The 23076-nt window shown below is 60.1% G+C and carries 20 protein-coding genes; 7 read left to right on the top strand and 13 right to left on the bottom strand.

Annotation, left to right across the window (positions count from 1 at the left end; translation table 11 throughout):
• Positions 1-9: 9 nt before the first annotated feature.
• Together RWJ89_RS01030 and RWJ89_RS01025 are read right to left on the bottom strand one after the other, a co-directional pair.
• Positions 10-1149, bottom strand: a complete 1140-nt coding sequence (locus RWJ89_RS01030) for an ROK family transcriptional regulator (protein WP_222060870.1) — start codon at positions 1147-1149, stop codon at positions 10-12.
• Between the two features lie 210 nt (positions 1150-1359).
• Positions 1360-1548 (bottom strand): hypothetical protein, encoded by a 189-nt coding sequence (locus tag RWJ89_RS01025; RefSeq protein WP_025396930.1) that lies wholly within the window; start codon positions 1546-1548, stop codon positions 1360-1362.
• 328 nt (positions 1549-1876) lie between these two features.
• Here RWJ89_RS01025 and RWJ89_RS01020 point away from each other — a divergent pair, with 328 nt between their 5' ends.
• Positions 1877-4903 (top strand): alpha-mannosidase, encoded by a 3027-nt coding sequence (locus tag RWJ89_RS01020; protein ID WP_316030432.1) that lies wholly within the window; start codon positions 1877-1879, stop codon positions 4901-4903.
• Between the two features lie 69 nt (positions 4904-4972).
• On the opposite strand, the gene RWJ89_RS01015 is transcribed toward RWJ89_RS01020, so the two are convergent.
• On the bottom strand, positions 4973-5611 hold the full coding sequence (locus RWJ89_RS01015; RefSeq protein WP_316030431.1) for a TetR/AcrR family transcriptional regulator: 639 nt from the start codon (positions 5609-5611) through the stop codon (positions 4973-4975).
• 203 nt (positions 5612-5814) lie between these two features.
• On the opposite strand from RWJ89_RS01015, the gene RWJ89_RS01010 reads away from it, so the two are divergent.
• The gene (locus RWJ89_RS01010) at positions 5815-8277 is read left to right on the top strand and encodes a glycoside hydrolase family 3 C-terminal domain-containing protein (protein ID WP_316030430.1); all 2463 of its coding nucleotides are present in this window, start codon (positions 5815-5817) and stop codon (positions 8275-8277) included.
• 276 nt (positions 8278-8553) lie between these two features.
• Positions 8554-9024 (top strand): Hsp20 family protein, encoded by a 471-nt coding sequence (locus RWJ89_RS01005; RefSeq protein ID WP_025396923.1) that lies wholly within the window; start codon positions 8554-8556, stop codon positions 9022-9024.
• 317 nt (positions 9025-9341) lie between these two features.
• On the opposite strand, the gene RWJ89_RS01000 is transcribed toward RWJ89_RS01005, so the two are convergent.
• The 3 genes from RWJ89_RS01000 to RWJ89_RS00990 form a co-directional block, all read right to left on the bottom strand.
• On the bottom strand, positions 9342-9878 hold the full coding sequence (locus tag RWJ89_RS01000; RefSeq protein ID WP_025396922.1) for an OmpA family protein: 537 nt from the start codon (positions 9876-9878) through the stop codon (positions 9342-9344).
• A gap of 14 nt (positions 9879-9892) precedes the next feature.
• Positions 9893-10567, bottom strand: coding sequence for a L,D-transpeptidase (locus RWJ89_RS00995; RefSeq protein ID WP_077980595.1), 675 nt, complete (start codon positions 10565-10567; stop codon positions 9893-9895).
• 164 nt (positions 10568-10731) lie between these two features.
• Positions 10732-11685 carry an alpha/beta fold hydrolase gene (locus tag RWJ89_RS00990; protein WP_316030429.1) on the bottom strand — a complete coding sequence of 318 codons (954 nt, stop codon included), beginning with the start codon at positions 11683-11685 and terminating at the stop codon, positions 10732-10734.
• A gap of 142 nt (positions 11686-11827) precedes the next feature.
• On the opposite strand from RWJ89_RS00990, the gene RWJ89_RS00985 reads away from it, so the two are divergent.
• The 3 genes from RWJ89_RS00985 to RWJ89_RS00975 all read left to right on the top strand — a co-directional run bounded on the left by RWJ89_RS00985 (position 11828) and on the right by RWJ89_RS00975 (position 13937).
• Positions 11828-12877 carry an AI-2E family transporter gene (locus tag RWJ89_RS00985; protein WP_222060881.1) on the top strand — a complete coding sequence of 350 codons (1050 nt, stop codon included), beginning with the start codon at positions 11828-11830 and terminating at the stop codon, positions 12875-12877.
• A gap of 92 nt (positions 12878-12969) precedes the next feature.
• Positions 12970-13410, top strand: coding sequence for a DUF2267 domain-containing protein (locus RWJ89_RS00980; protein WP_131641184.1), 441 nt, complete (start codon positions 12970-12972; stop codon positions 13408-13410).
• 101 nt (positions 13411-13511) lie between these two features.
• Positions 13512-13937: a CBS domain-containing protein gene (locus RWJ89_RS00975; RefSeq protein ID WP_027664465.1), complete on the top strand. Its 426-nt coding sequence runs from the start codon at positions 13512-13514 to the stop codon at positions 13935-13937.
• A 48-nt stretch (positions 13938-13985) separates the two neighbouring features.
• Here RWJ89_RS00975 and RWJ89_RS00970 read toward each other — a convergent pair whose 3' ends face one another.
• From RWJ89_RS00970 to RWJ89_RS00940, 7 genes are all read right to left on the bottom strand, one after another.
• Entirely contained in the window at positions 13986-14990 is a 1005-nt protein-coding gene (locus RWJ89_RS00970; RefSeq protein ID WP_222060962.1) for an ABC transporter ATP-binding protein, read from the bottom strand.
• Positions 14990-15967, bottom strand: coding sequence for an ABC transporter ATP-binding protein (locus RWJ89_RS00965; protein ID WP_206988318.1), 978 nt, complete (start codon positions 15965-15967; stop codon positions 14990-14992). Before RWJ89_RS00965 ends, RWJ89_RS00970 begins: the two co-directional genes overlap by 1 nt.
• Positions 15964-16878, bottom strand: coding sequence for an ABC transporter permease (locus tag RWJ89_RS00960; protein ID WP_130689986.1), 915 nt, complete (start codon positions 16876-16878; stop codon positions 15964-15966). The genes RWJ89_RS00965 and RWJ89_RS00960 overlap by 4 nt, the downstream gene beginning before the upstream one ends.
• A 4-nt stretch (positions 16879-16882) precedes the next feature.
• Positions 16883-17857, bottom strand: a complete 975-nt coding sequence (locus tag RWJ89_RS00955) for an ABC transporter permease (protein WP_168281308.1) — start codon at positions 17855-17857, stop codon at positions 16883-16885.
• Between the two features lie 65 nt (positions 17858-17922).
• Complete coding sequence (gene ggt, locus RWJ89_RS00950) at positions 17923-19533, bottom strand: gamma-glutamyltransferase (RefSeq protein WP_316030428.1); 1611 nt, start codon at positions 19531-19533, stop codon at positions 17923-17925.
• On the bottom strand, positions 19530-20384 hold the full coding sequence (locus tag RWJ89_RS00945) for a hydrolase (protein WP_077980603.1): 855 nt from the start codon (positions 20382-20384) through the stop codon (positions 19530-19532). Before RWJ89_RS00945 ends, ggt begins: the two co-directional genes overlap by 4 nt.
• A gap of 146 nt (positions 20385-20530) precedes the next feature.
• Complete coding sequence (locus tag RWJ89_RS00940; protein WP_316030427.1) at positions 20531-22105, bottom strand: ABC transporter substrate-binding protein; 1575 nt, start codon at positions 22103-22105, stop codon at positions 20531-20533.
• 193 nt (positions 22106-22298) lie between these two features.
• Between RWJ89_RS00940 and RWJ89_RS00935 the strand changes: the two genes are divergently transcribed.
• Positions 22299-23063, top strand: coding sequence for an IclR family transcriptional regulator (locus RWJ89_RS00935; protein ID WP_316030426.1), 765 nt, complete (start codon positions 22299-22301; stop codon positions 23061-23063).
• Positions 23064-23076: the final 13 nt, after the last annotated feature.

The raw sequence follows: 23076 nt of genomic DNA, 5'->3' as shown, positions 1-23076 counted from the left end.
CGACATGCATCAGGCCGAAGCGGGCGGCAGCAGCAAAGTGTTGAGGAAGGGCAGGAGGGCGGCACCGAGCACCACGCCGCCGCCGCTGAAGCTCGCGGGTTTCATCGGCGAAATCCAGGGCGTCAGCAACGGCCTCGTCGAGGTGTCGCGCCGCTCGATGGAAAGCTGATGGATCAGCGCTTCGATCACGCCCTGCGGCAGGTCGCTGCCGATCATGACGACGCTCGGGGCGAGAAAACCGGCCATGGCGATGATGGGGTCGAGCAGATGGCCTGCGGCTTCGCGTATCCATTGCGACAGTAACGGCGAGGAGAATTCCTCTCCTTGCAGCAGGCGGGTGAATGCCTGGTCGCCGATCCGTGATCTCAGGGATTCGAAACCGACGACGGTGTTCAATTGGACATTGTCCGGGCCTGTCAGCATTTCGCCGATGCTGCCTGCCCGGCCATGCACGCCGGAATAGGGAATACCGCGAATGAGAAAGCCGGCCTGAACGTCGTCGTCGATGATGATCATCGCAAGTCCGCCTTCCCTGCCGGAGCTGCCGATCGTGCGTTCGGCGAGAAGGCTCGCCGTGCACTCGTTCTCGACATAGGGACGCGCGATCGTCGACATCGCGGCGATCTGCTCGCTTTGATCCTCTGTCCAGTCGTTGGCGGCGATGCCGAGGCCGATGATCGGCAATGCGGCGTGGTGATCGACCATATCCCTGACCGCCGCATGCACCACGCCGACTTTGTCAGCGGGATCCAGCTCGATGTAGACCCGGTCGTGGACCTGGCCACTTAGATCGATGAGCACGGCCTCACCACGCCTTTGGCGAAGCTTGACGCCGATCGAGAAAGCACCTTCCGGGCGCAAGGCAAACTCGGTAGCGGTGGCCCCTCCGCCAACGCCATTGCGACGGTTGGAGGTGACAAGCTTTTCGTCAGCCAACCGGCGGAGAATATTGGTAATGCCGGGGCCGGTCAGGCCGCAATGCCGGCCAAGCTCCATCCGCGTCAGCGGGCCATGGCGGCGGATGGCTTCCAGAATGACGCGAATGTTTCGATCGGCGATTTCGCCGGACCGCAGACCGACCGTTTTGGCGCGCTGGGCGCCCATCTCCTGAGTGTGAAGCCGACGCGGCCCTGACCGAAGATACCGCATGACTGTCTTTCCTAGAGCCTTTCCGGGTTGTGTACTTCATCCACCGGCTATGGGAAAGCCGCGCTTAGCAGCCGCTTTTTCAGCTGAACGTCCTATCAACGGGGATCAGGGCCATCACGGCGCTGACGAAGCGCCGCGGGGCGAATGCCGCAAAATGCGTCAACAGACCCTCGAAACGACACGGCAATCGGAGCTTCACTCTATCGGTCGTTAGTAGCTGCAAGGACGATCATTGCCGAAGCCGTCGCGGCAGGCAGGTCTGAGCCCATAGTCGACGCTGCTATATCCAACCGAGCCAGTTTGCATCGAATCATTCGAGGCCGTCGTGCAGGATGACGACGATACGGCAATCACGATGACGGCTATCGTGGCTGTCAATAATTTGCGGACTTGAAACATCCCACCCTCCCCAGCTGCCTGAAATCTGCCATATCAGTGCAATTCTCGGTCAAATAGGGCCGACAGGGGTTTCGATAACTATTGTCCTCGATCAAGATCTCGTTATTCGGTGAAGGCCCATCACCGGCTTCCGATCGAGAACGGCTGACCGCAAACCCGGAGCGGTTCAGTTCTTCCGGGCTTGACGGGAAATCAAAGTTACTTAATCTAAGCGTCGGCGGGACCCGCTGGGAGGAGGGCCGGCAAAACGCGATCCTTGTCGCACCATCTTCATCTCCCAAAGCCATGACTCCGGATCATTCGCCGTCGATTTTCAACAGGATAAGCCATGCCTCTGACCATTGCCCAACGCCTCGATCGTCTCAAAGTTCGCATTGCCGAGTTGGCCCATTGGCGAGATCGACAAAGTGCGGTGATCGACGGCTGGACTTTCGAGGGCGAGCCGATCGCACATCACCAGGATTGGCCGCACCGCAAGGGGGTGGTGCATTTTGCCGCGACCGCTGAAGCGCCGGACTTGTGGCCTCTGGCAGATATTCGCCTGCAGCTCGATCTCGGCGGCGAGAGCCTGATTACGTTGAGCTATCCCGATGGCGAGACGGAAACATTCGGTCTCGATCCCTATCATCAGGAATTCCCGGTGAAGGGCCGCCGCTTCTCGATCGCGACAGAAACCGTCGCCCGCTTTCCGTTCGGCGAGCCTAATCGCGCTCCGAGGCTCAATAAGGCCCGGTTTATCTGGCTCGACGGTCCCGCTCACCGCCTGCATCTTCTGTTGAAGCAGGTTGCCGAGGCAATCGATGCGCTGGGCGAGCATGAAGTTGTGCCGCACCTGATGGATGCCGCCGAGCATTCATTGCGCAGCCTCGACTGGCCGTCGGATACGGCGGCCTATATCTCCCGCACATCGAGCGCGGTCATGCAGCAGAAGATCTGGGAACTGCCGGAGCTTGAGATTGATCCGGCAGGTCTCACGGATGAGCAGAGCGCATCGGCAGCCACAGCCTTCGAGGCTCTGACGGCGAGGCTGAAGGAGCTGCAGAAGCGCTTCCCGCCGAATGGAGAATTGCTGCTGACAGGCCATGCACATATCGATCTCGCCTGGCTTTGGCCGTATCGCGAGACGCGGCGGAAAATGCGGCGCACCTTCAATACGGCGCTGTCGCTGATGGAGCGCTCCGACGATTTCCGTTTCAATCAATCGACCGCCCATTATTACGCGCAGATGGAAGAGGAAGACCCGGAGCTTCTCGATCGTATCAAGAAGAAGGTCGCGGAAGGAAAGTGGGAAACCGTCGGCGGCATGTGGGTGGAGCCCGACACGAACATGCCGACCGGCGAAAGCCTCGCCCGTCAGGTTCTCTATGGCCAGCGTTATTTCGAAAAGACCTTCGGCACACGCCATACGGTCTGCTGGCTGCCGGACTGCTTCGGCTTTTCCGGCGCGCTGCCGCAAATCCTGAGACAGGGCGGCATCGACAGCTTCTTCACGATCAAGGTCAATTGGAGCGAGACCAATCATATTCCCTCCGATCTCTTCTGGTGGAAGGGCCTCGATGGCAGCCGGGTGCTGACCCACACGTTCGACAATCCGATGCAGGGTTATAATGGCTTCGTGCAAGCCGATTGCTACGTGCCGACATGGAAGAATTTCCGCGGCAAAACGCAGCATGATACCTCGCTGCTGGCCGTCGGCTACGGCGACGGCGGCGGCGGCGTCACGCCGGAGATGGTCGAACGCGAAGTGCAGCTGCGCGATTTCCCGGCAATTCCGCAGGCGCGCTGGGGCACCGTCAAAAGCTATTACGAGCAGGCGCACCGCACCGCTGGGGAAAAGAGCCTTCCGGTGTGGGATGGTGAAATCTATCTCGAACTGCACCGCGCCACGCTGACGACGCAAAGCGGCGTCAAGCGCAAGCATCGCCAGGCCGAACGGGCGCTGATCACCGCCGAAACCATCGCTTCGCTGGCGCATATGCTCGGAGCAGACAGGCCCCGAAGTCTCGAAGCGGATTGGCGCGTGGTGCTGAAGAACGAGTTTCACGACATTCTGCCGGGCTCGAGCATCCGCGAAGTCTATCAGGATGCCGAGCAGGAACTGGACGGCGTCATCGAACATGCCAAGGCCGAACAGGTGGGGGGATTGCAAGCGCTGTCGGCCAAGCTGCCGAAGGGTGGGATTGGCGATGCCCTCGTCGTCGTCAATCCGTCTCTTGCTCCAAGGCCGCTCAGCGCAACGCTTTCCGACGGTACGGTCGTCTCAGCCGCCGATCTCGTCGCGCCCTTGTCCGTCGCGGTCTTCGACAAGGGCTCGCTCAAGCCGGCGGGCGCACTGAAAGCTGGCCCCGACCGTCTCGAAAACGACCACCTCTCGGTCTCCATCGGCAGGGACGGGGCGGTTGCAAGCCTCGTTCACAAGGCCACAGGCCGGGAGGCGGTCGACGGCTCGGCAAATCAGCTCTGGGTCTATCCGGCCGACAAGCCGCGCAACTGGGACGCCTGGGATATCGATGCGGATTATGCCGAAAAGGCCGTCCGCCTCGATGCGCCTGATAGCATCACCCTCGTGGAAGACGGCCCGCACCGCGCGGCGATCCGCGTCGTTTACCGCTACCGGAATTCGAGCGTCACGCAGACCTATGTGCTGACGGCCAACGCCAGGCGGCTCGACATCGAAACGACGATCGACTGGCATGATCGCCGCACGCTTCTGCGAACCCTGAACCCGGTCGCCGCACAGGCCCGCAAGGCGACCTTCGAATGCGCCTTCGGCATCGTCGAGCGGGCAACGCACACGAATACGTCCTGGGAGCAGGCGATGTTCGAGGCCGTCGCGCACCGCTTCGTCGATATCAGCGAGCCGGACTTCGGGGTCGCGCTGCTCAACAATGCCAAATACGGCCATAGCGCGCGTGGCAACGTGATCGGCATGAGCCTCGTGCGCGGGCCGATCTATCCGGATCCGCTCGCCGACGAAGGTGAGCAGAGCTTCACCTATGCGCTGATGCCGCATGAAGGCGCCTGGCATGAAGGCGGCGTTCTCGACGAGGCGATTGATCTCAGCCAACCGCTCGTCTCGGCGGAAGCCAGCGGTCTCTCCGCCGGCACTTTCGCGCCGCTCGCGGTCACCGGAATCCCCGTCGCGTTCTCAGGCCTGAAGCCGGCGGAAGAAGGCGAGGGGCTCATCTTGCGCCTTTACGAACCAGCCGGCCGGCGCGGCAGGCTCTCCCTCGGCCTGCCTTCCGGATGGGCAGCATCGCAGCCGCTGAACATTCTCGAAGAGCCGATGGAGCGGAAGGGACCCGCCGACATCATGCCGTTCGAAATCCGGACCTGGAAGCTGCAGAATGGCTGAAACCTTGTCTTGGAAGGTGGCCCCTTCGTTTCGGTGCCGCGGAATGATCCGCGGCGCGCTCAACCAAGCTCAGTCCTCTAAACCAAGGCTCGCCAGCAGGCGGCCGACATAAGCTTCCAACCCGCCGACCATGTCGAAGCGGGTGGGATCGCGCAGCCAGAGCATCTGAAGGCCATCCATCACGGCGATCAGTTCAGCCGCCATCGCCTTGCCATTAATCTTGCGGTCGATCGAGCCATCGGCGACGGCCAGTTCGAAGGTGGCGGCGATGTCGTTCTGCAGCTGGGTGGCACGATCGAGAAACCATGCCTTGGCCGGGTGATCCTTCATAAGGCTCTCGGCGTTCAGGATGGCGAAGGCCCTGACGACCTCAAACATTTCGGCGTTGCGGCGGAAGACCTCGACCATGCCCTTGAGCAGGCCGCGGAGATCGGAACGATAGGGCCCGATGAAGCTTTCACATTCGAGATCGCGCTTGTCCAGAATGGCAAGCAGGAGATCGACCTTGGTCGGAAAATGGTGCAGCAGGCCCGGCAGCGACAGGCCGACGTCGCGAGCCACATCGCCGATAGCCGAATTCTGGTAGCCGTCTTCGGCAAAACGTTGCATCGCAGCCGACAGGATCTCCGTGCGGCGTGCTTCACCCTTGCGAGATCGGCGCCGTCGCTTTTCGTCCTGTCCGGTATTCGATTCGGAAACCTCTGCCATCGTCTCTTCCGCCTGCCTCTTTCTTCCGTCCTCCATCCATACATCACAACTCGACAGTTGACATCTTAAAAATACCGATTAATCGGTAGGTTTAAGAACTGCATGGCGCGTGGAGAAGTTGGCGTCGCCGCCGGATGAACTGGCATCGAGCATGCTCGCCCAGCACTTCGCAATGCCCGAATTCCATTGAAGGAGAGGTTTGCATGATCGATTCCATTCTCGACAAGATGACGCTCGAGGAGCAGGTCTCGCTGCTATCAGGCGCCGATTTCTGGACGACCGTTCCCGTCGAGCGTCTTAATGTGCCGAAGATCAAGGTGACGGACGGGCCGAATGGGGCTCGCGGCGCGGGTTCGCTGGTCGGCGGCGTCAAGGCGACCTGCTTTCCTGTCGCCATTGCGCTCGGCGCCACCTGGAATCCCGATCTCGTCGAGCGCATGGGCGTGGCGCTTGCCCACCAGGCAAAGAGCAAGGGTGCCGCCGTGCTGCTCGCCCCCACGGTGAATATCCATCGTTCCGGCCTCAACGGGCGAAATTTCGAATGTTATTCCGAGGATCCGATGCTGACCGCGGAACTGGCCGTCGCCTATATCAAGGGCGTGCAGAGCCAGGGGATCGCAGCAACGGTCAAGCATTTCGCCGGCAACGAATCTGAGATCGAGCGGCAGACCATGTCCTCCGATATCGACGAGCGGACGTTGCGCGAAATCTACTTTCCGCCCTTCGAGCAGGCTGTCAGGCGCGCCGGCGTAATGGCCGTCATGTCTTCCTATAACCGTCTCAACGGTACCTATACGAGCGAGCATGCGTGGCTGCTGACCAAGGTGCTACGCGAGGAATGGGGATTCGACGGGATCGTCATGTCCGACTGGTTCGGTTCGCATTCGACGGCCGAGACGATCAATGCCGGTCTCGATCTCGAAATGCCTGGCCCGGCGCGCGATCGCGGCGAGAAGCTGGTTGCGGCCGTGCGTGAGGGCCGGGTCAAAGCGGCGACCGTGCGGGCGGCGGCACGGCGGATCCTGCTTCTGCTCGAGCGGGTCGGCGCGTTCGAGAAGAGGCCCGACCTCACCGAGCAGGCGGTCGATCTGCCGGAAGACCGGGCGCTGATCCGGCGTCTCGGCGCGGAAGGCGCAGTCCTGCTCAAGAACGATGGCATCCTGCCGCTTGCCAAGACGTCTCTCGACCGGATCGCCGTCATTGGACCCAACGCCGCGAGCGCGCGCGTGATGGGCGGCGGCAGCGCGCAGATCGCGGCGCATTATACGGTCAGCCCGCTCGACGGCATTCGAGCGGCCCTTTCCAATGCCAACAGCGTCAGCCACGCCATCGGCTGCCGCCATAACCGTCTGATCGAGGTGGCCAGGGGAAAGATCACCGTCGAATATTTCAAGGGGCGCGGCTGCGGGGGCAATCCGCTTCATGTCGAGACCGTCGACAAGGGTGAGTTCTTCTGGTTCGAGTTGCCGTCAGGCGAACTCGACCCGGCCGATTTCTCGGCGCGGATGACGATGCAATTCGTGCCGGAGGAAAGCGGCGATCACCTCTTCGGCATGACCAATGCCGGACTGGCGCGGCTCTTCGTCGATGGCAGGCTCACGGTCGACGGCCATGACGGCTGGACACGTGGCGAAAACTATTTCGGCACCGCCAATGACGAACAACGCGGCACGATGGCGCTCGATGCGGGCAAGGCCCATACCGTAACCGTCGAGTACGACACGCCGGTGGCGACCGGGGAAGGGATCAACCTCACGGCCATCCGCTTCGGCGTCGAAAAGCCCTTGGGCGAGGCCGATATCGAGGACGCCGTCGAAACGGCGCTGAATGCCGACGTGGCGCTTCTCTTCGTCGGCCGCGACGGCGAATGGGATACCGAGGGTTTGGACCTGCCCGACATGCGGCTTCCGGGCCAGCAGGAAGAGCTGATCGAGCGGGTTGCGGCCGTCAACGCCAACACAGTCGTCGTGCTGCAGACCGGCGGCCCGGTGGAAATGCCCTGGCTCGGCAAGGTTCGCGCGGTATTGCAGATCTGGTATCCCGGGCAGGAGCTGGGCAATGCCGTTGCCGATGTCCTCTTCGGCGATGTCGAGCCCGGCGGACGCCTACCGCAGACATTCCCGAAAGCGCTTGCCGACAATTCCGCCATGACGGGCGATCCAGCCGTCTATCCGGGTAAGGATGGACATGTGCGCTATGCCGAAGGCGTGTTCGTCGGCTACCGTCACCACGATACACGCGCTGTCGAGCCGCTCTTCCCCTTCGGTTTCGGCCTTGGCTATACACGCTTCAGCTGGGGCGAGCCGCGCCTGTCGACGAGCGAAATGGGTGCCGAAGGCGTGACTGTCTGCGTCGATCTGATCAATATCGGCGACCGGGCCGGGTCGGAACTGGTCCAGCTTTATGTGCGTTCGCCAAAGTCCAAGGTGGAGCGGCCGGACAAGGAACTGCGCGCCTTCGCAAAGCTTTCGCTGCTGTCCGGCGAGACTGGGACGGCCGTGATGAAGATCCTGCCGCGCGATCTCGCTTATTTCGACGTCGAGGCCGGGGCCTTCCGCGCTGAGCCCGGCGCCTACCAACTGGTCGTGGCGGCCAATGCCGCGGATATCAGGTTCGTCATCGATCTGCCGTCACCACGCGCCTATCTGCTGCCGCCTTCGCAGTAGGCCGTAGTCGGTAGCACACCGGATAGGCCGCCCAAAAATTTCCACACAAGCGAAGAACATCTTCAGGCACCATTCGATTTAGGTGAAGGAAAACAGCGTTCAAGAGGCTTGCGGTCAGCCTCAAGCCTCGACCGAAAATTTTTTTAGATGTCCTCTTGAATCAAAAAACGCTCGAAACCAGATCATTTTCGTCGGCAGCGCAAAAGCGGGTCGACCAGACCGGGGACGCGTTTTCGACGCGTCTCCACTCCATGTTGCTTTACGGAGGATATGGCTATGAGAAACGAACTTGACTTCGCACCCCTTTACCGGTCCAGCATCGGCTTCGACCGGGTCTTCAACCTCTTGAACAATGCGCAGCGGCTGCAGGCGATCGAGACCTGGCCACCCTATGACATCGTCAAGACGAGCGAAGACGACTATCGTATCCAGATGGCAGTCGCCGGTTTCGCCGAGGCCGATCTCGAGATCACCCAGGAGCGGAACGTGCTCGTGGTGAAAGGCCAGAAGGCCGAAGGGAAGGATGGCGAATATCTGCATCGCGGCATTGCCGGGCGCGCGTTTGAACGTCGCTTCGAACTCGCGGACCACGTCAGGGTCGAGAATGCCTCCCTGACGAACGGTATTCTCTCGATCGCGCTGAAGCGTGAGGTGCCGGAAGCCATGAAGCCGCGCAAAATCGCCATTGGAGACGGCTCCTTTCAGCAGGCGCCTCTTCAGATCGAAGCAGAGCGCCAGGTGGCTTAAGGAGCGCTTCTCGATGAAGTCCCGGAAAAAGCCGTTCACGGTCGAAATCAGGAAACGCCGCGGGGCAAGTGCAAAGGACGCAGGAAAGCGTGTGCTCTCGAAGCTTCTTGACAAGCTCCGCTCGGGAGCCTCGGCTCCGGTAGCGCGATCCTGAATTGAGTTGCATGCAAGGAGGGCCGGCTTGGTGGCCGGCCCTTTGTCCGACGGACCACCATAATGGCTTCGCCGCATCCCCCGCAAATGCCCCTAAGCGACGTCGTCTTGCCGCGAATTACGTGGCTTCATCCCCTTTTGCACAAGGGGCATTCGCGAAGAGATCAGACAGCGTCGGGCTGCTTGCGAAGATTGGAGACGACGCGCCGGTTCTGCACTTTGCAGGAGCGCTCCGTGCAATCGCGGACTTCGCGCTCGTTCCCGTAACCCTTGGCCCACATCCGCTTTGCGTCCACGCCCTTTGAGATAAGATAAGCCATTGCCGCGTCGGCACGCTTCTGCGACAGCGTCTCCATATTGGACGCAGACCCTGAATCGTCGGCGAATCCCTGTAGCTTGAGCATCCAGGTCGGGTTGTTGTTGAGCCAGCTGGCTTGTTTGTCCAACGTCGCCATGGCGACGGAATCGAGCTTGGCGGAGTCCTGCGTAAAATAGATCCGTCGGCCGACATTCAGGATAAAATCTTGCTCGCTGCCAGCCGCGACGTTTTCGAAACCAGGCGCCGGATCGTTCGTCTGGCCGGTCATTGGCACCGCCGCAGGTTCTTCGAGCGAGGCGAGTTCGGTGGTGGAGCAGGCGGCAAGCGCCAAGAGCATTGTCGCGGCGAGAAGGCGCCTCGTAAATCCGGTCGCAATAGAGATCAAGGTGATATTCCTTATTCGACCGGGGTTGTCTGGCTGACCTGAGTGGCGCTTTCAGCCTGGTCTGCGATATGCGGCAGGACCTGCACCGCAGTGCCGATGGGGCAACGCTGGTAAAGATCGATGGCGTCTTCGTTAAACATACGGATACAGCCGCTGGAGGCATCCTTGCCGATGCTCCAGGGCTCCAGCGTGCCGTGGAAGCGATAGCCGGTATCGACGCCGTCGCGATGCAGGTACATGGCGCGTGGCCCGAGTGGGTTTTTCGGTGAGCCTCCCGCCACGAATTCGGGCAGTTCCGGATGGCGCTTGCGCATCTCCGGCGGCGGCGTCCAGCGCGGCCACAGCGATTTGCTGTCGATCGTCGCGCGGCCAAACCATTTGAAGCCCTCGCGACCGACGCCGACGCCGTAGCGAATGGCCGTCTTGTTTTCCATGATCACGTAGAGAAAATGGTGCCTCGTGTCGACGACGACGGTGCCGATCGGCTCGCTGCTGAAATATTTGACAACCTGGCGGTGCCACTGTTTGTCGATCTTGGCGAAGTTGGTCCTTCGGAACGTCACGCCATTGTCGACAGCGGTTCCGTCGAAATAGGAAGACGCCGCGGCAAATGCGGGTTTCCGGATTGCACCGGCGCCAAGTAACGCCAAACCACCCAGCACAATATTTCTGCGAGTCCACGGCATCGGCAATATCCCCCCTTAAAGCCAAGCAGCGAAGCGTCAGTAAATCAGATTTTTCATTTGCCACAACAGAAAAATCATCTCCTCCCCAAAGGCGGAGATCGGGTCACAGTCCTCCTATGTCTGGTATTGCCCATCGTTACTCTGGAATGCCGCGGCGCTTCGAGTTAAGGAGCCGGGCATTCATCTCCTCTGAAGATCGGCATGTACTCTTCCGCAACCGCCTGCGAGCCGATGCTCCTCACACGCGGCAGTTCCGCTTCTTCGAATGCCTCCACAAGAGCACAAAGCATCTCTCGCGCCACGCCAGGGACCACATGATGGGGCAAGTGCCCGACACCTTCCAGCAATCTGACGATCGGCCCCGGATGCTTCCTGCAAAGCCAATCAATATGCCAGTTCGGTGAAATCACGCGGTCCTCCATCCCGAACAGAACGTGCAGGGGAAGATCGCCAGGCAGATCTGGAAGGCGCTCCATGTCTCGGTTGAAGGCGCGCAACTCGTCGGCCATCGTGCGGATGGTAATGGGATTGACCACGTGAGAGGCCGGCAGATCCGAGAGATGAGAAGGCAGGGGATTGGGAAACGAGGACGACCTCAGGCCCCGATCGAGAAAAAACGCGGGCCACCGGCCGATGACGTGCTGGCGGATCAACGGCCCGACCACCGGAGCGACCGCCGATCTAAGCACAATCAACGGCTTCGATGGCACAGGCGCGCAACACGGGGAGATGAGAAAAAGTCCCCTGACGAGGTCGGGTCTTCTTGCAGCAAGGTGTAACGCCGCTGCGCTGCCGATCGAGTGCGCGACGATCCTCACCTCCGGCAGGTCAAGAGACACGAGAAGGCGTTCAAGCCAGAAGGACTGTCCCTCAGGTCCACGCTCCGCCGGTGCAAGCGGCGTGCTCAGTCCATAGCCGGGGCGGTCGGGCGCAATGATACGGAAGTCGCTGTTGTCGAAGGGAAGGAAAATTTCCTGCGCAAGGCTGCCGCAGCCATGCAGGAGGAGGACTGGAATGCCACGTGGGTTGCCACCGTCAAGGATGTGAACATCCTGATCTTCAACGTGAATTATTGTTCCGAGCGTCGGCCGGGCTGGCTTCACTAACATGAGCCGCATAACTAAAATCGGAAGAAGAAGTTCCGGCCGGTTGCCGGACGGCGCCTACGGCATCGAGCAGTTAGAATAGGATGGAAGGGAGGCCCAGCGCTGCCGCCTTATCTGTGCTACCATCATCGCGGTCTCGAAGCGGAAAGATCGAATGCTCCTTCAGCGTGTCAGTTTCTATGTGCTTCTGGTCCTCGTGACCATTGCGTTCGTCGCCGTCGTGCTACCGTTCTATTCGGCGATATTCTGGGCAGTCGTCCTCGCTATCATCTTCTTCCCGCTTCACGCCCGTATGGAGGCTCGGCTGGGTGGGCGCGGAAACCTTGCTGCAGCGCTCTCTGTGTTGATCTGTCTCTGCGTCGTTATCATTCCCGGGCTGATCGTCCTCAGTTCACTCGTCCAGCAGGGCAACCATCTCTACCAACGTATGGACACTGGCGAGATCGACGTCCGGAGCTTTATTCATAATCTGCAGGAAGCATTGCCCTTGTTCCTCCGCGACTGGCTCCGCAGCATCGAGCTGAACGGCGTCGATACGTTACAGGATCGCGTTTCCTCGGCATTGATGCAGGGCGGCGGTTTTTTTGCCGGACGCGCCTTAAGCCTCGGTCAGAACACCCTGCGGTTCTTCGTCACCTTCGGCGTGATGCTCTATCTCCTGTTCTTCATGTTCCGGGATGGGCGCGCCGTTGCCCGCGCCATCAGAAGAGCGCTGCCTCTCAGCGATGCCCATACCCTTCGCTTCACTTCCAAATTCACTTCGGTCGTTCACGCGACCGTGCGAGGCAATATTATCATCGCCATCATCCAGGGTTCGATCGGCGGCATCGCCTTTTGGGCCCTCGGCGTCGAGCCAGCCCTTCTGTGGGGCGTACTGATGAGCTTCCTGTCGCTGCTGCCTGCGGTCGGCGCCGCATTGATCTGGGTGCCCACGGCCATTTACCTGGCCCTGGCCGGCTTTTGGATGAAGGCGATTGTGCTGGTTGCGGTCGGCGCCCTCGTCATCGGTCTTGTCGATAATCTTCTGAGGCCATCCTTGGTCGGCAGGGAGACCAAGCTTCCCGACTATGTCGTCCTCATTTCCACCATTGGCGGCATCTCTCTCGTAGGCATCAATGGTTTCGTGATCGGCCCGTTGATAGCCGCTCTCTTCATCGCCGCTTGGGGGATATTCGTGGAGGAGGAGGGCACGTCGGATTCCTGACGATGCGGCCGGAGCATTTAACTATGGCTTCCGGAACTTTCATCTCCCTGAATGGTTCAACAGATTCGAACCATCATCATGGAGGTGAAGCCATGAGCGCTTCGGGTGTCGCCGTCTTCGATAAGACGCTGCAAACCACAAATATATGGCTCGACGATCTGATGGCCGACCAAGGACCTGATCGGCAGCTCGCCTGGCATGTGCTTGGCGCGGTTCTTCATACGTTGAGAGATCGTCTGCCGATCGATCTGGCTGCGCATCTGTCGGCTCAGCTGCCGCTCCTTGTGCGCGGCGCCTATTACGATCGGTACGATCCTTCCAAACAACCCGTCCGCTCCCGTTCCCTGGATGAGTTCCTGGAGCAGGTGAACCACGAGCTTTCATCGACGCATCCGGTAGACGCGAAGGAGGCCGTGCGGTCGGTTTTCCGTGTGCTTTCCCACTACATCGATCCGGGCGAGGTGCGGAAAGTGCGCCACGGACTGCCGGCAGAAGTCCAGGCGCTCTGGCCGGATCCGGATATGCGCCATTAGGGCATCAAGAGAGTGGCAGGAGCCGCAACCACATCGTTTCGGAAACGACTCTCACCGGAACATTCGACGTCCACTAACCGCAAAAGGCAGGAGGAAAGACCATGAAAGTGTCAGAGATCATGTCGCGCGATGTAGAAATCGCCAACCCTAACCAGACGATAGCCGAAATCGCGAGATGCATGGCCGACAGGCAGATCGGCTTCCTGCCGGTCGGCGACAACGACCGGCTCGTCGGAACCATCACCGACCGCGATCTCGTCGTGCGCGGGCTTGCCGGCGGATTAGGGGGCGATGCAAAGGTGCGCGAAGTCATGTCGCGCGATGTCAAATATTGTTTCGAAGACGAAGATGTCGACGACGTGACCCGCAATATGGGGCAGGTCCAGGTCCGCCGCCTTCCCGTCGTCAATCGTGACAAACGCCTTACCGGCGTCATCTCGCTCGGCGACGCGTCCCTGGCGGACACCGCTGCAGCAGGAGCCGGGTTGAAAAAGGTTTCCCGACCGGGCGGTGCTCATGCACATTAGAGGAGGATGATTTTAGGCCTGAAGCAATCAGCATCCTGTCGTTTGAGATCATTCATCGTTGAGGTGGCAAGCCGACAGGTGCCCCGGTGCAATTACCTTTTTCACTGGCACTTCCATATGACAGCGGTCCATCGCAAACGGGCATCGCGGATGGAAGTGACAGCCTTTTGGCGGGTTTATCGGGCTGGGGAGTTCGCCATCGACGGGCTTGAACTGTCGCTTGCCGGGTTCGATGCGCGGCACCTCGGCCAAGAGCGCTTTCGTGTAAGGATGATTGGGCCGCCTGAAAACCTCCTCGACGGGCGCCTCTTCGACGATGCGGCCGAGATACATGATCGCAACGCGATCGGAAATATGTTCCACGACGCCGAGATCATGGCTGACGAACAAATAGGTCAGGTCGAGCTTGTCACGAAGTTCCATGAACAGGTTGATCACCTGGGCCTGGATGGAAACGTCGAGGGCCGCGACGCTTTCGTCACAGACGAGGAATTTCGGCTGCACGGCAAGCGCACGCGCAATATTGACACGTTGCCGCTGGCCACCGGAAAACTGGTGCGGGTATCGCTTTTTCATGGCCGGGTCGAAACCGGCCAGCATCAAATATCTGTCGACATAGACGTCGCGTTCCGTCGAGCGGGCAAGCCCATGCGTTCGAGGCGCCTCCCAGATAAGCTCCTCGACGGTCATGCGCGGATTGAGAGCCGCCATCGGGTTCTGGAAGATCATCTGGCTGGCGAGACCGAACTGATGCTGCTCGCCTTTCGACATGGCGCTTCGATCCATCCCCTTCCAGAGAATCTGGCCCTGGCTCGGCGAGGTGATCCCGGCAATGGCGCGGCCGAGCGTCGACTTCCCGCAACCGCTTTCGCCGACGAGGCCGACAACCTCTCCGGGCCGAATGCTGAGGCTGACATTATCAAGCGCGTGAACGACAGGCGCCGGTTTGGCCAGTTTGAGCTTGAGCGCGATCTTAGCGGCGAGATCGGGCTTGGCTCCGAAGCGTTGCGACACGTTCCTCGCTTCGATCAGGGGCGCGGCGGTCGCCGTCATCATGCTACCTCTTTCGTTACGGGATGAATGCAGCGGAAGGAGCGATCGCCTTCCGGCACGAGCGCCGGCATGACCAGACAGCCGTCGGTTGCCCGATCACAGCGCGTACGAAAACTGCATCCCTGTGGGAGGCGGTTGATGGCCGGCGTCATGCCGCGGATCTGGCGAAGCGGCTCTCCGCGTCTGTTTTGCGAAGGAACGGACGCGATCAGACCGGCCGTGTAGGGATGATGAGGATCGGTCAGAACCTTGCCCACGGGTCCGGTCTCGACGAGGCGGCCAGCATACATGACGGCGATCTCGTCGGCCAATCTTGAGACGATCGCCAGATCGTGGGTGATCCAGATCACCGCCGTATTTCCCTCTTCGGTGAGCTTCTGGAATTCGGAAATGATCTGGCTCTGGATCGTCACATCCAGCGCCGTTGTCGGTTCATCGGCGATAATAAGGTCCGGCTTGTGAAGAAGCGCGATGGCAATCGCCACACGCTGGCGCATTCCGCCGGAAAACTGATGCGGATAAGCGGCAAGCCTTTCTTCAGGGCTTGGTATTCCGACCAGCGCCAAAGCATCCCGCGCCCGCTGCCGGGCAGCATCCTTCGAGACTCGCTCGTGTGCTTGGACGGCTTCCACCATCTGCGTCCCGACCGTCAGGACCGGGTTGAGCGTCATCATCGGATCCTGGAATACCATGGCGATCCGCTTGCCGCGCAGCTGCCGCATCTCTTCGTCCGAACATTTCGCGATGTCGGCGCCGTCGAAGATAACCCGGCCGCCGGCAACCCGGCCGGGCTTATCGAGGAGCCGCATGATCGAGAAACCGGTCACCGACTTTCCGGATCCGGATTCTCCCACAAGACCAAGGACCTTGCCGCGCTCCACCGTGAACGACACATCATTGACGGCGCAAAGGCTGGGGCGTCCCCTGCCGCTGCCGAATTCGGTAACGAGATTGCTCACTTGCAGCAAAGGGGTCATGACATGTTCCTCGGGTTGAGCACATCGCGCAGCCGGTCGCCGACGAGATTGATCGCCGCGATCGTGACCAGAAGGGCAATGCCGGGAAAGAAGCTGATCCAGTAGAGGCCGGTCAGAAGATACTGGTAGCCCGTCGAGATCAGCATGCCGAGCGAGGGTTCGGTCACGGATGCACCGAGACCGAGGAAGGACAGGGTCGCCTCGAGGCCGATTGCCCGGGCGATCTGCATAGTGGCGATGACGATGACCGGCGCAAGACAGTTCGGCAGCAGATGCCTGAAGAGGATACGCCATCCAGGCAGACGCAGCATCCGAGCCGCCTCGATATATTCCTTCTCGCGCTCGACCAGGGCGGTGCCGCGGACGGTGCGGGCATAGGTCGCCCACTCGGCGATGATCAGTGCGATCACGACGTTGGGCACGCCCTTGCCGAGCACGGCGAGCATCATGAGCGCCATCAATATGGTCGGAAAAGAGAGCTGCAGGTCGACGAGCCGCATCATCGCGGTTTCCGTGCGCCCTCCCATGTAAGCGGCGAACAATCCGGCCGAGGTTCCGATGATGGCAGCAGCGAAAGCCGACAGAACGCCCACCAGCAAAGAGGTGCGCAGCCCATAGAGGATGCCGGACAGAATATCGCGGCCCTGGCTGTCGGTTCCGAGGTGATAGACAAGCCCGGTCATGGATTCGGACCCCGGCGGCAGCCGTCCGTCCATGATGTCGAGCTGCATCAAATCATAGGGATTTTGCGGAGAGATCCATGGCGCGAACAGCGCCAGGCAACAGATGATCACCAGCGTAAGGAAGGCGATCGCGGCTGCAGGAGAGCTGAAGAAATCCGCGATCCCTTTCGACAGACGACTGGGTTCGGGCGTTGGAGCGCTTGTGTCTTGGGTGTTTGGTTCGGCCATGGGGTCAAGCCTTTCCTTCCAGCCGGACCCGCGGATCCAGAAGGGTATAACAGATATCGATGATGAAATTGAGGATGACGAAGAGCAGCACCATCATCATCAGGTAGGCGACGATGACCGGGCGATCGAGAAGGTTGATCGAGTCGATGATGAGCTTGCCCATGCCCGGCCACGCAAAGATGCTTTCGGTGACGACCGAAAAGGCGATCAGCGACCCGAACTCGAGACCGATGATGGTCACCACCGGGATCATCAGGTTCTTGAGAACGTGCACGGAAATGATCCGCCGCTCTCGCAATCCCTTGGCGCGGGCAAACTTCACATAGTCCTGGGGAAGGACCTCCTGCACACCGGCGCGGGTCAGCCGAAGAATGAGCGACGTCTTGAACAGAGCCAGGTTGAAGGCGGGCAATAAAAGGTGCCTGATGCCGTCTGCGGTCAGAAACGACCATTGTGCGCCGAGCAGTTCTTGCGTCGGGCCGCGACCATTCGTCGGCAACCATCCAAGCTCGACGGAAAACACCATGATCAGCATGAGACCGACCCAGAAGGTCGGAAGCGAGAAGCCCAGAATCGAGCCGCTCATGATGAGCTTGGATGAAATTCGATTGGGGTAAAGCCCTGCATACAGCCCAAGCGGCAAGCCAAACAGCAGCGCGATGCCGAGAGCCGTGATCGCCAGTTCGAGTGTTGCTGGGAGACGTTCGAGGATCAGACCCAGCGCCGGCCGCCCATAAACGAAGCTGTTGCCGAAATCCCCCTGCAGAAGTCCTTGGAGAAACAGCAGATACTGTTTCCACAGCGGCTGATCCAGACCGTAATGCGCGATAACGAGTGCCCGCTCCGCCTGATTGGCGTCCGGGTTGATCAGGATGTCGACCGGATTGCCGATCACATTGACGCCGATGAAGACAATGATCGTCATCGCGACAACGACGAACAGCGCCTGTATCAATCGCCTGATAATGGATGTGACCATTGAACCTCTCCCTTCAGCGCCGCGCGTCTTTTTTGAGAGCCGCAATGGCGCTGTAACATTTGAATCTAGGCGACGGAGATCGCCATCCCGTCGCGCTGCGGATCGGCCGCGCCTTTCGATATGCCGCCGTCAATCTTGATCGCATGGACTGCGGCGAACGCGTATGTCTGCGGCGACCGCGCCACCTGGTAGCCCTGCGCCCGCAACTCGTCTTCGACAGAGTGTCGAATGCGATTGCAGATGTCGATCGTGTTTGACACCCCTACGATCCTCGGCGCCGAGACGGCTTCGAGCACGGACATGTCGAAATCGATCATGTTCATCAGGCATTGCGCAACAGCCGGCGCGATATAGCTGCCGCCTGGCGCTCCGATGACGATGCTGGGCTCGTCGCCCTTAAAGACGATCGTCGGTGCCGCCGAGCTGGGACGCCGCTTGCCGGGCGCAATGGAGCCGGGCTTGCCCGGAAGCGGATTAAAGCGGCTCATCGTGCCATTGTACATGAAGCCGAGGCCATCGGTGATCGCGCCCGAGGGACTGCCGAGGGTGTGGGTCATCGCGACGGCATTGCCATCCTTGTCGATCACCGAGATATGGGTGGTGTCGCGTTGCGACCCATCAAGGCGCGATACGCTGGCGATCTCACCCGCCTTGATCGCGCCGGCATGCGCCTTTGCATGCTCTTTCGAAACCAGCTTTTCATAGGGCACGTCGACATAGGCGGGATCGCCCATATGTGCGTCCTTGTCGATCGTCATCCGCTTCATCGCCTCGAACAGGATGCGGACATGCTCGGCGCTGCCATGCTGCAGCGAGCCGACATCGAACTGCTCCATGATATGCAGGAGTTCAAGCATCGGGAAGCCCGAGCCTGGTGGAGGCGAGGTGGCGATGCGGTTGTCGCGGTAGTCGCCCCAAACGGGCTCTACCTTCGACAATTCGTAACGCGCCAGATCCTGCCGATCGATCAAGCCGCCATTTGCCTTGAAATCGTCGGCGATCTGCTCGGCCAGTTCGCCGTGATAGAAGATGTCCGAGCCGCCGCTTCGCGCGATGCGTTCGAGGGTCTGTGCCATGTCCTTGTTGACGAGCAGGTCGCCGACATTCTTGAGCGTGCCGTCGTCGTGGAAATAGACTTTCCGGCCCGTTGCAGAAAAGCGCAGCTTGTCGAGCGTGTTTGCAAAACCGTCATTCGACTGGTCCTTGGCCCAATACCAGTGCATGTGGTTTCGGATCATGAAACCGTTACGGGCCAGGCGGATGGCCGGCTTGACGAGATCGGCCCAATCGAAGGTGCCGTAATTGCGTAGCGCGGTCTCATAGCCCTTTAGCGAGCCGGGAGTGCAGACGGCAAGGTAGCCGATATCGGAAATATTGCCTTCAAGCACGTAGCCGAAGCCGTCGCGGCTCTGGTGCTTGATCTTGTCGAGCCACATGTCCGGCGCAGCCTTCAACGGCGCGCGCGCATAAAATTCGAGGATCTCGTGCACGCCCTTTTTCGGCATATAGACATGCATGGAGCCGAAGCCGCCGATGCCGGCCATCTGCGGGTCGACCACACCTTGGACGAAAGCACAGGCAAGTGCTGCGTCGATGGCATTGCCGCCGCGTTCGAGAACTTCCGCGCCGGCTTCGACTGCCTCCGGCTGAGGCGCCACGATCGTTGCATTTCTCATTTCGCGCGACGGCCCTCCAGTACCTTTGCCAGGAAGGTCTTGACGTGACCGAGAACCTTCATCCGGTCGTGAGAGACGCCCGGAACACGATCGAATGTCACATCGACACCCGCTTTGCGGAATGAGCTCGCCAAGGCGGCAAGGCGCTCTGGCCGGGTTTTGCCGGCGTCGTTTGCGCCATCCATATAATATTTGCCGCCCGGCTTGTGGGTGATTTCCCAGGTCTCCAGATCGGCGTCGCCGACGATCATATGCACCGGCACCTTGGCGAGATCCTCGGGCCGGAAGGCCTTGCCGAAGCGTGCCTCCAGATCCCGAATGCCGACCCACCAGTCACGCGTCGGATCCAGAAGGGTGACGGAACCAGGTGCGCCGATCGATGCCGCCCATAGCTTTTCCGGATGCAGGATGGTGAAACGGTGCACGAAATGCCCGCCGCCGGAGAAGCCGAACATGGCGAATTTGGACCAGTCCTGGCGGTATTTGTCGGCCATCTCCGCGACCATGGCAAGGACGACCTGATCGTAGCGGATGTCGCCTTCCTCAAGAAACTTGTAGCCGGAACGCGCACCATCGCCGAGAACGCCAACCGGGAAGATCGGGCAAAGGATGGCGCAGTCGTTGTAGAGTCCGAATTCGGCAAAACCGTCGCGGAAGTCGATGGCCGACGTGCGCCCGGTGCCGTGGACCGCGACTAGGAGGTCGAGCTTGCGGCCGTCTGCCGCCGTCGGCGGCACATAAAGCACCATATGGAGGCGGGGATCGGCCTGAGAGGCGAAGATGGCCGTCTGGCCATAGTCATAGATGGCCTTCGCCCGGGCGACGGCTTCGCCCGTTCCAAGTTCCTGCATGAATGTCTCCTGGGAGATGAAGAAAGGGTGGCCTCGGGGCGGCCCCATGCTGCTGTTTTAAACCGCGCCGCATCGATTGGATCGATGCGACGCACTTCAAATCTTTATTTGTCCCAAAACCGCTGCACGCTTTTGGACTAGATGCATCAGTCCGCCGGCTTCACGTCGTAAGCGAGCGTATATTTGTCGCCGCGCGGGGTGTAGGACACGGTCTTCTTTGCGCCCAGCACGACGTTTTCGTAATGCATTGGGAGGAGCCAGAGGTTGTTGAAGGTCTCTGTCGACAGCTCCTTGAGAAGGGGCGCGCGTGCAGCTTCATCGAGTGTCGAACTCGCCTTGGCCAGCACCTCGTCGATCTTCGGATCGGACACGCCGCCGCCGTTATATCTGCCGGTCCCCTTTTTCTCGTCGCGCGTGGCGACGAGTGCAACAGTCGGATTGGTGGTTTCGCCGGTGTTCACACCCCAGGAGCCGAAATAGGTGCTGTAGGTGCCCTTTGAATAGGCTTCCGAATACATCGACCAGGGCAGGACCTCGACTTTCGATTTGATGCCGATGCGCGTGAACATCTGGCCGACCGCCTGCAGAACTTCGGCATCCTTGACGTAACGGCCAGAGGGGCCATGCAGGGTCAGGCTGAAGCCATCCGGATAACCGGCCTCAGCCAGAAGCGCCTTGGCTGCAGCAGGATCATAGCCCACCTTCTCGACTTTTTCGGAATAGCCCGCATAGCCTTGGACGACGAATTGGTCGGCCACCGTGCCATTCTTCTGCATGACGCGGTCGACGATTGCCGGCCGGTTGATCGACATCAGCATTGCGCGACGCACCCGTTCATCCTTGAGCGGGTTCTTGTCGAGATCGGAACCATCCGCAGCCTTCACGAAAGGTGAAACATCGCGGCTGACATCGAGCCCAAGATAGACGAAGCGGGAAGATAGGCCGTTGATGACTTGCAGATTATCGCTCGCTTCGACGCGTGCCATTCCATCGGCAGGAAGAGTTTCGACAATGTCGATCTCGTTGGAAAGAAGCGATGCCAGACGGGCGCCGTCATCGGGCAGGAAGCGCAGCGTGACGTTCGACCAGTGCGAGGGGCCAGCGAAATAGCCGTCATTGCGCTTCAAGGTCAGGTTGCTGCCTGGCGAATAGGAGACGAAGGAATAGGCCCCGGTTCCGATTGCACATTTGCCGTTGTCGAAATCCTGGACCGGCGCCTCCTTGCAATCGGCGCTGATAATGCGAATTCGGCTGACGGAATTCAGCAGGATCGGATCCGGAACCTTCGTCTCGACGACGATGGTATAGGGATCCGTGGCCGTGACATTGACAATATTGCGGGTGTAGGAAGCAAAGCTCTGGCTGGGCTTGTCGCGGGCACGCAGAAGCGAAGCGATGACGTCATCGGCGTTGAACTCGCTGCCGTCATGGAATTTCACGCCCTTCCGCAGCTTGAATTCCCAGTGGGTTGGGTCGACGACCTTCCATTCGGTGGCGAGCTCCGGAGCATTTGCCGAGGTTCCCGTGAGGTTTATGAGGCTGTCCCAGATATGGCGCGAGGTCGCATTGTTTGGCGCCGAACTGTCTTCATGGGGATCCAGCGTCGTCGGCGTCGTCGACATCCCGATCGTCAGCGGGGCTTCCTGTGCGACGACCATTGCAGGAATAGCAATCGTTCCGAGCAGCCCGATCGCTGCCCGCGTCAATATTTTTGCGGCCATTTCATCCATCCCGGTTTAGCGTTTTTGGGCCGACCTTGCTTGGTCGGTGCGAGCAGGTTCCCGTCCGCTCTTGACACAAATTGGTAAGGGGGCCTCAAGGGGGCTGTCAAACGGAAAACAAGCGCGTTACGATAGGCGTAACTTGAAAGTATGCCAATCCTTCGACCTTGGTCGCGGAGAAACTTCTGGTCTTATGGACAAAAGACAACCATCAAAAAGCGATACCGTGCAATCTGTTGATGTCTGCATTGACGTATTGCTGAATGTCGCCAAAAACCCGGATATCAGACTGACTGAGGTGGCGCAGAACCTCGGGGAAACCAAGCCGAGAATTTTGCGCATGTTACGCACACTGGAACGGCGCGGCCTGGTGCGGAAGAGCGATACGGGCACTTACCGGCTGGGGACGACTGCGATCATTCTCGGGACCGCTGCCTCGACACAGGTTGATCTGGTGCGAATAGCCAATCCTATCCTTGAAGAAGTCGGCCAAAAGGCGAACGAAACGACCCAGCTCAGGATCATCGACAATGGGGAATCCCTGTGTATTGCGAAGTTCGAACCGATGCGCGACTTGCGGGTGCAGGCGATGATCGGTCGAAGACGGCCGCTCACGGCCGGCTCGTACAAGGTGCTTCTCGCCTATCTCCACCCCCAGGTGCAGTTGCAAATGATCCCCGAGACTTTGCCGCGGCTGACCAAGCGCACGATCACGGATCGTGGCAAGCTGGTTGCTGAATTGGATAAAATCCGCCGCCAGGGATTTTGTGTGAGTTACGGTGAAGTCAGCGATCAACTCGTCTCCGTCTCGGTGCCGGTTCTGGCATTCGACGGATCCGTGATCGCCGCGGTGAATGTCGGCGCCCCGGCCTTTCGCACGCAAAAAAGCGATGTCGACCGCTTCATCGTTCTGCTGAAGGAGGCCTCCAGCAAGATATCGGCCCGGCTGGGATGGTAGAAGTTTTCGTTGC

It is taken from the genome of Rhizobium sp. 10PS4 (assembly GCF_032464805.1).
In the GTDB taxonomy this organism is placed as follows: domain Bacteria; phylum Pseudomonadota; class Alphaproteobacteria; order Rhizobiales; family Rhizobiaceae; genus Rhizobium; species Rhizobium laguerreae.
Note: the sequence above shows the minus strand (reverse complement) of the source record. Positions and strands in the feature narration are given on the sequence as shown.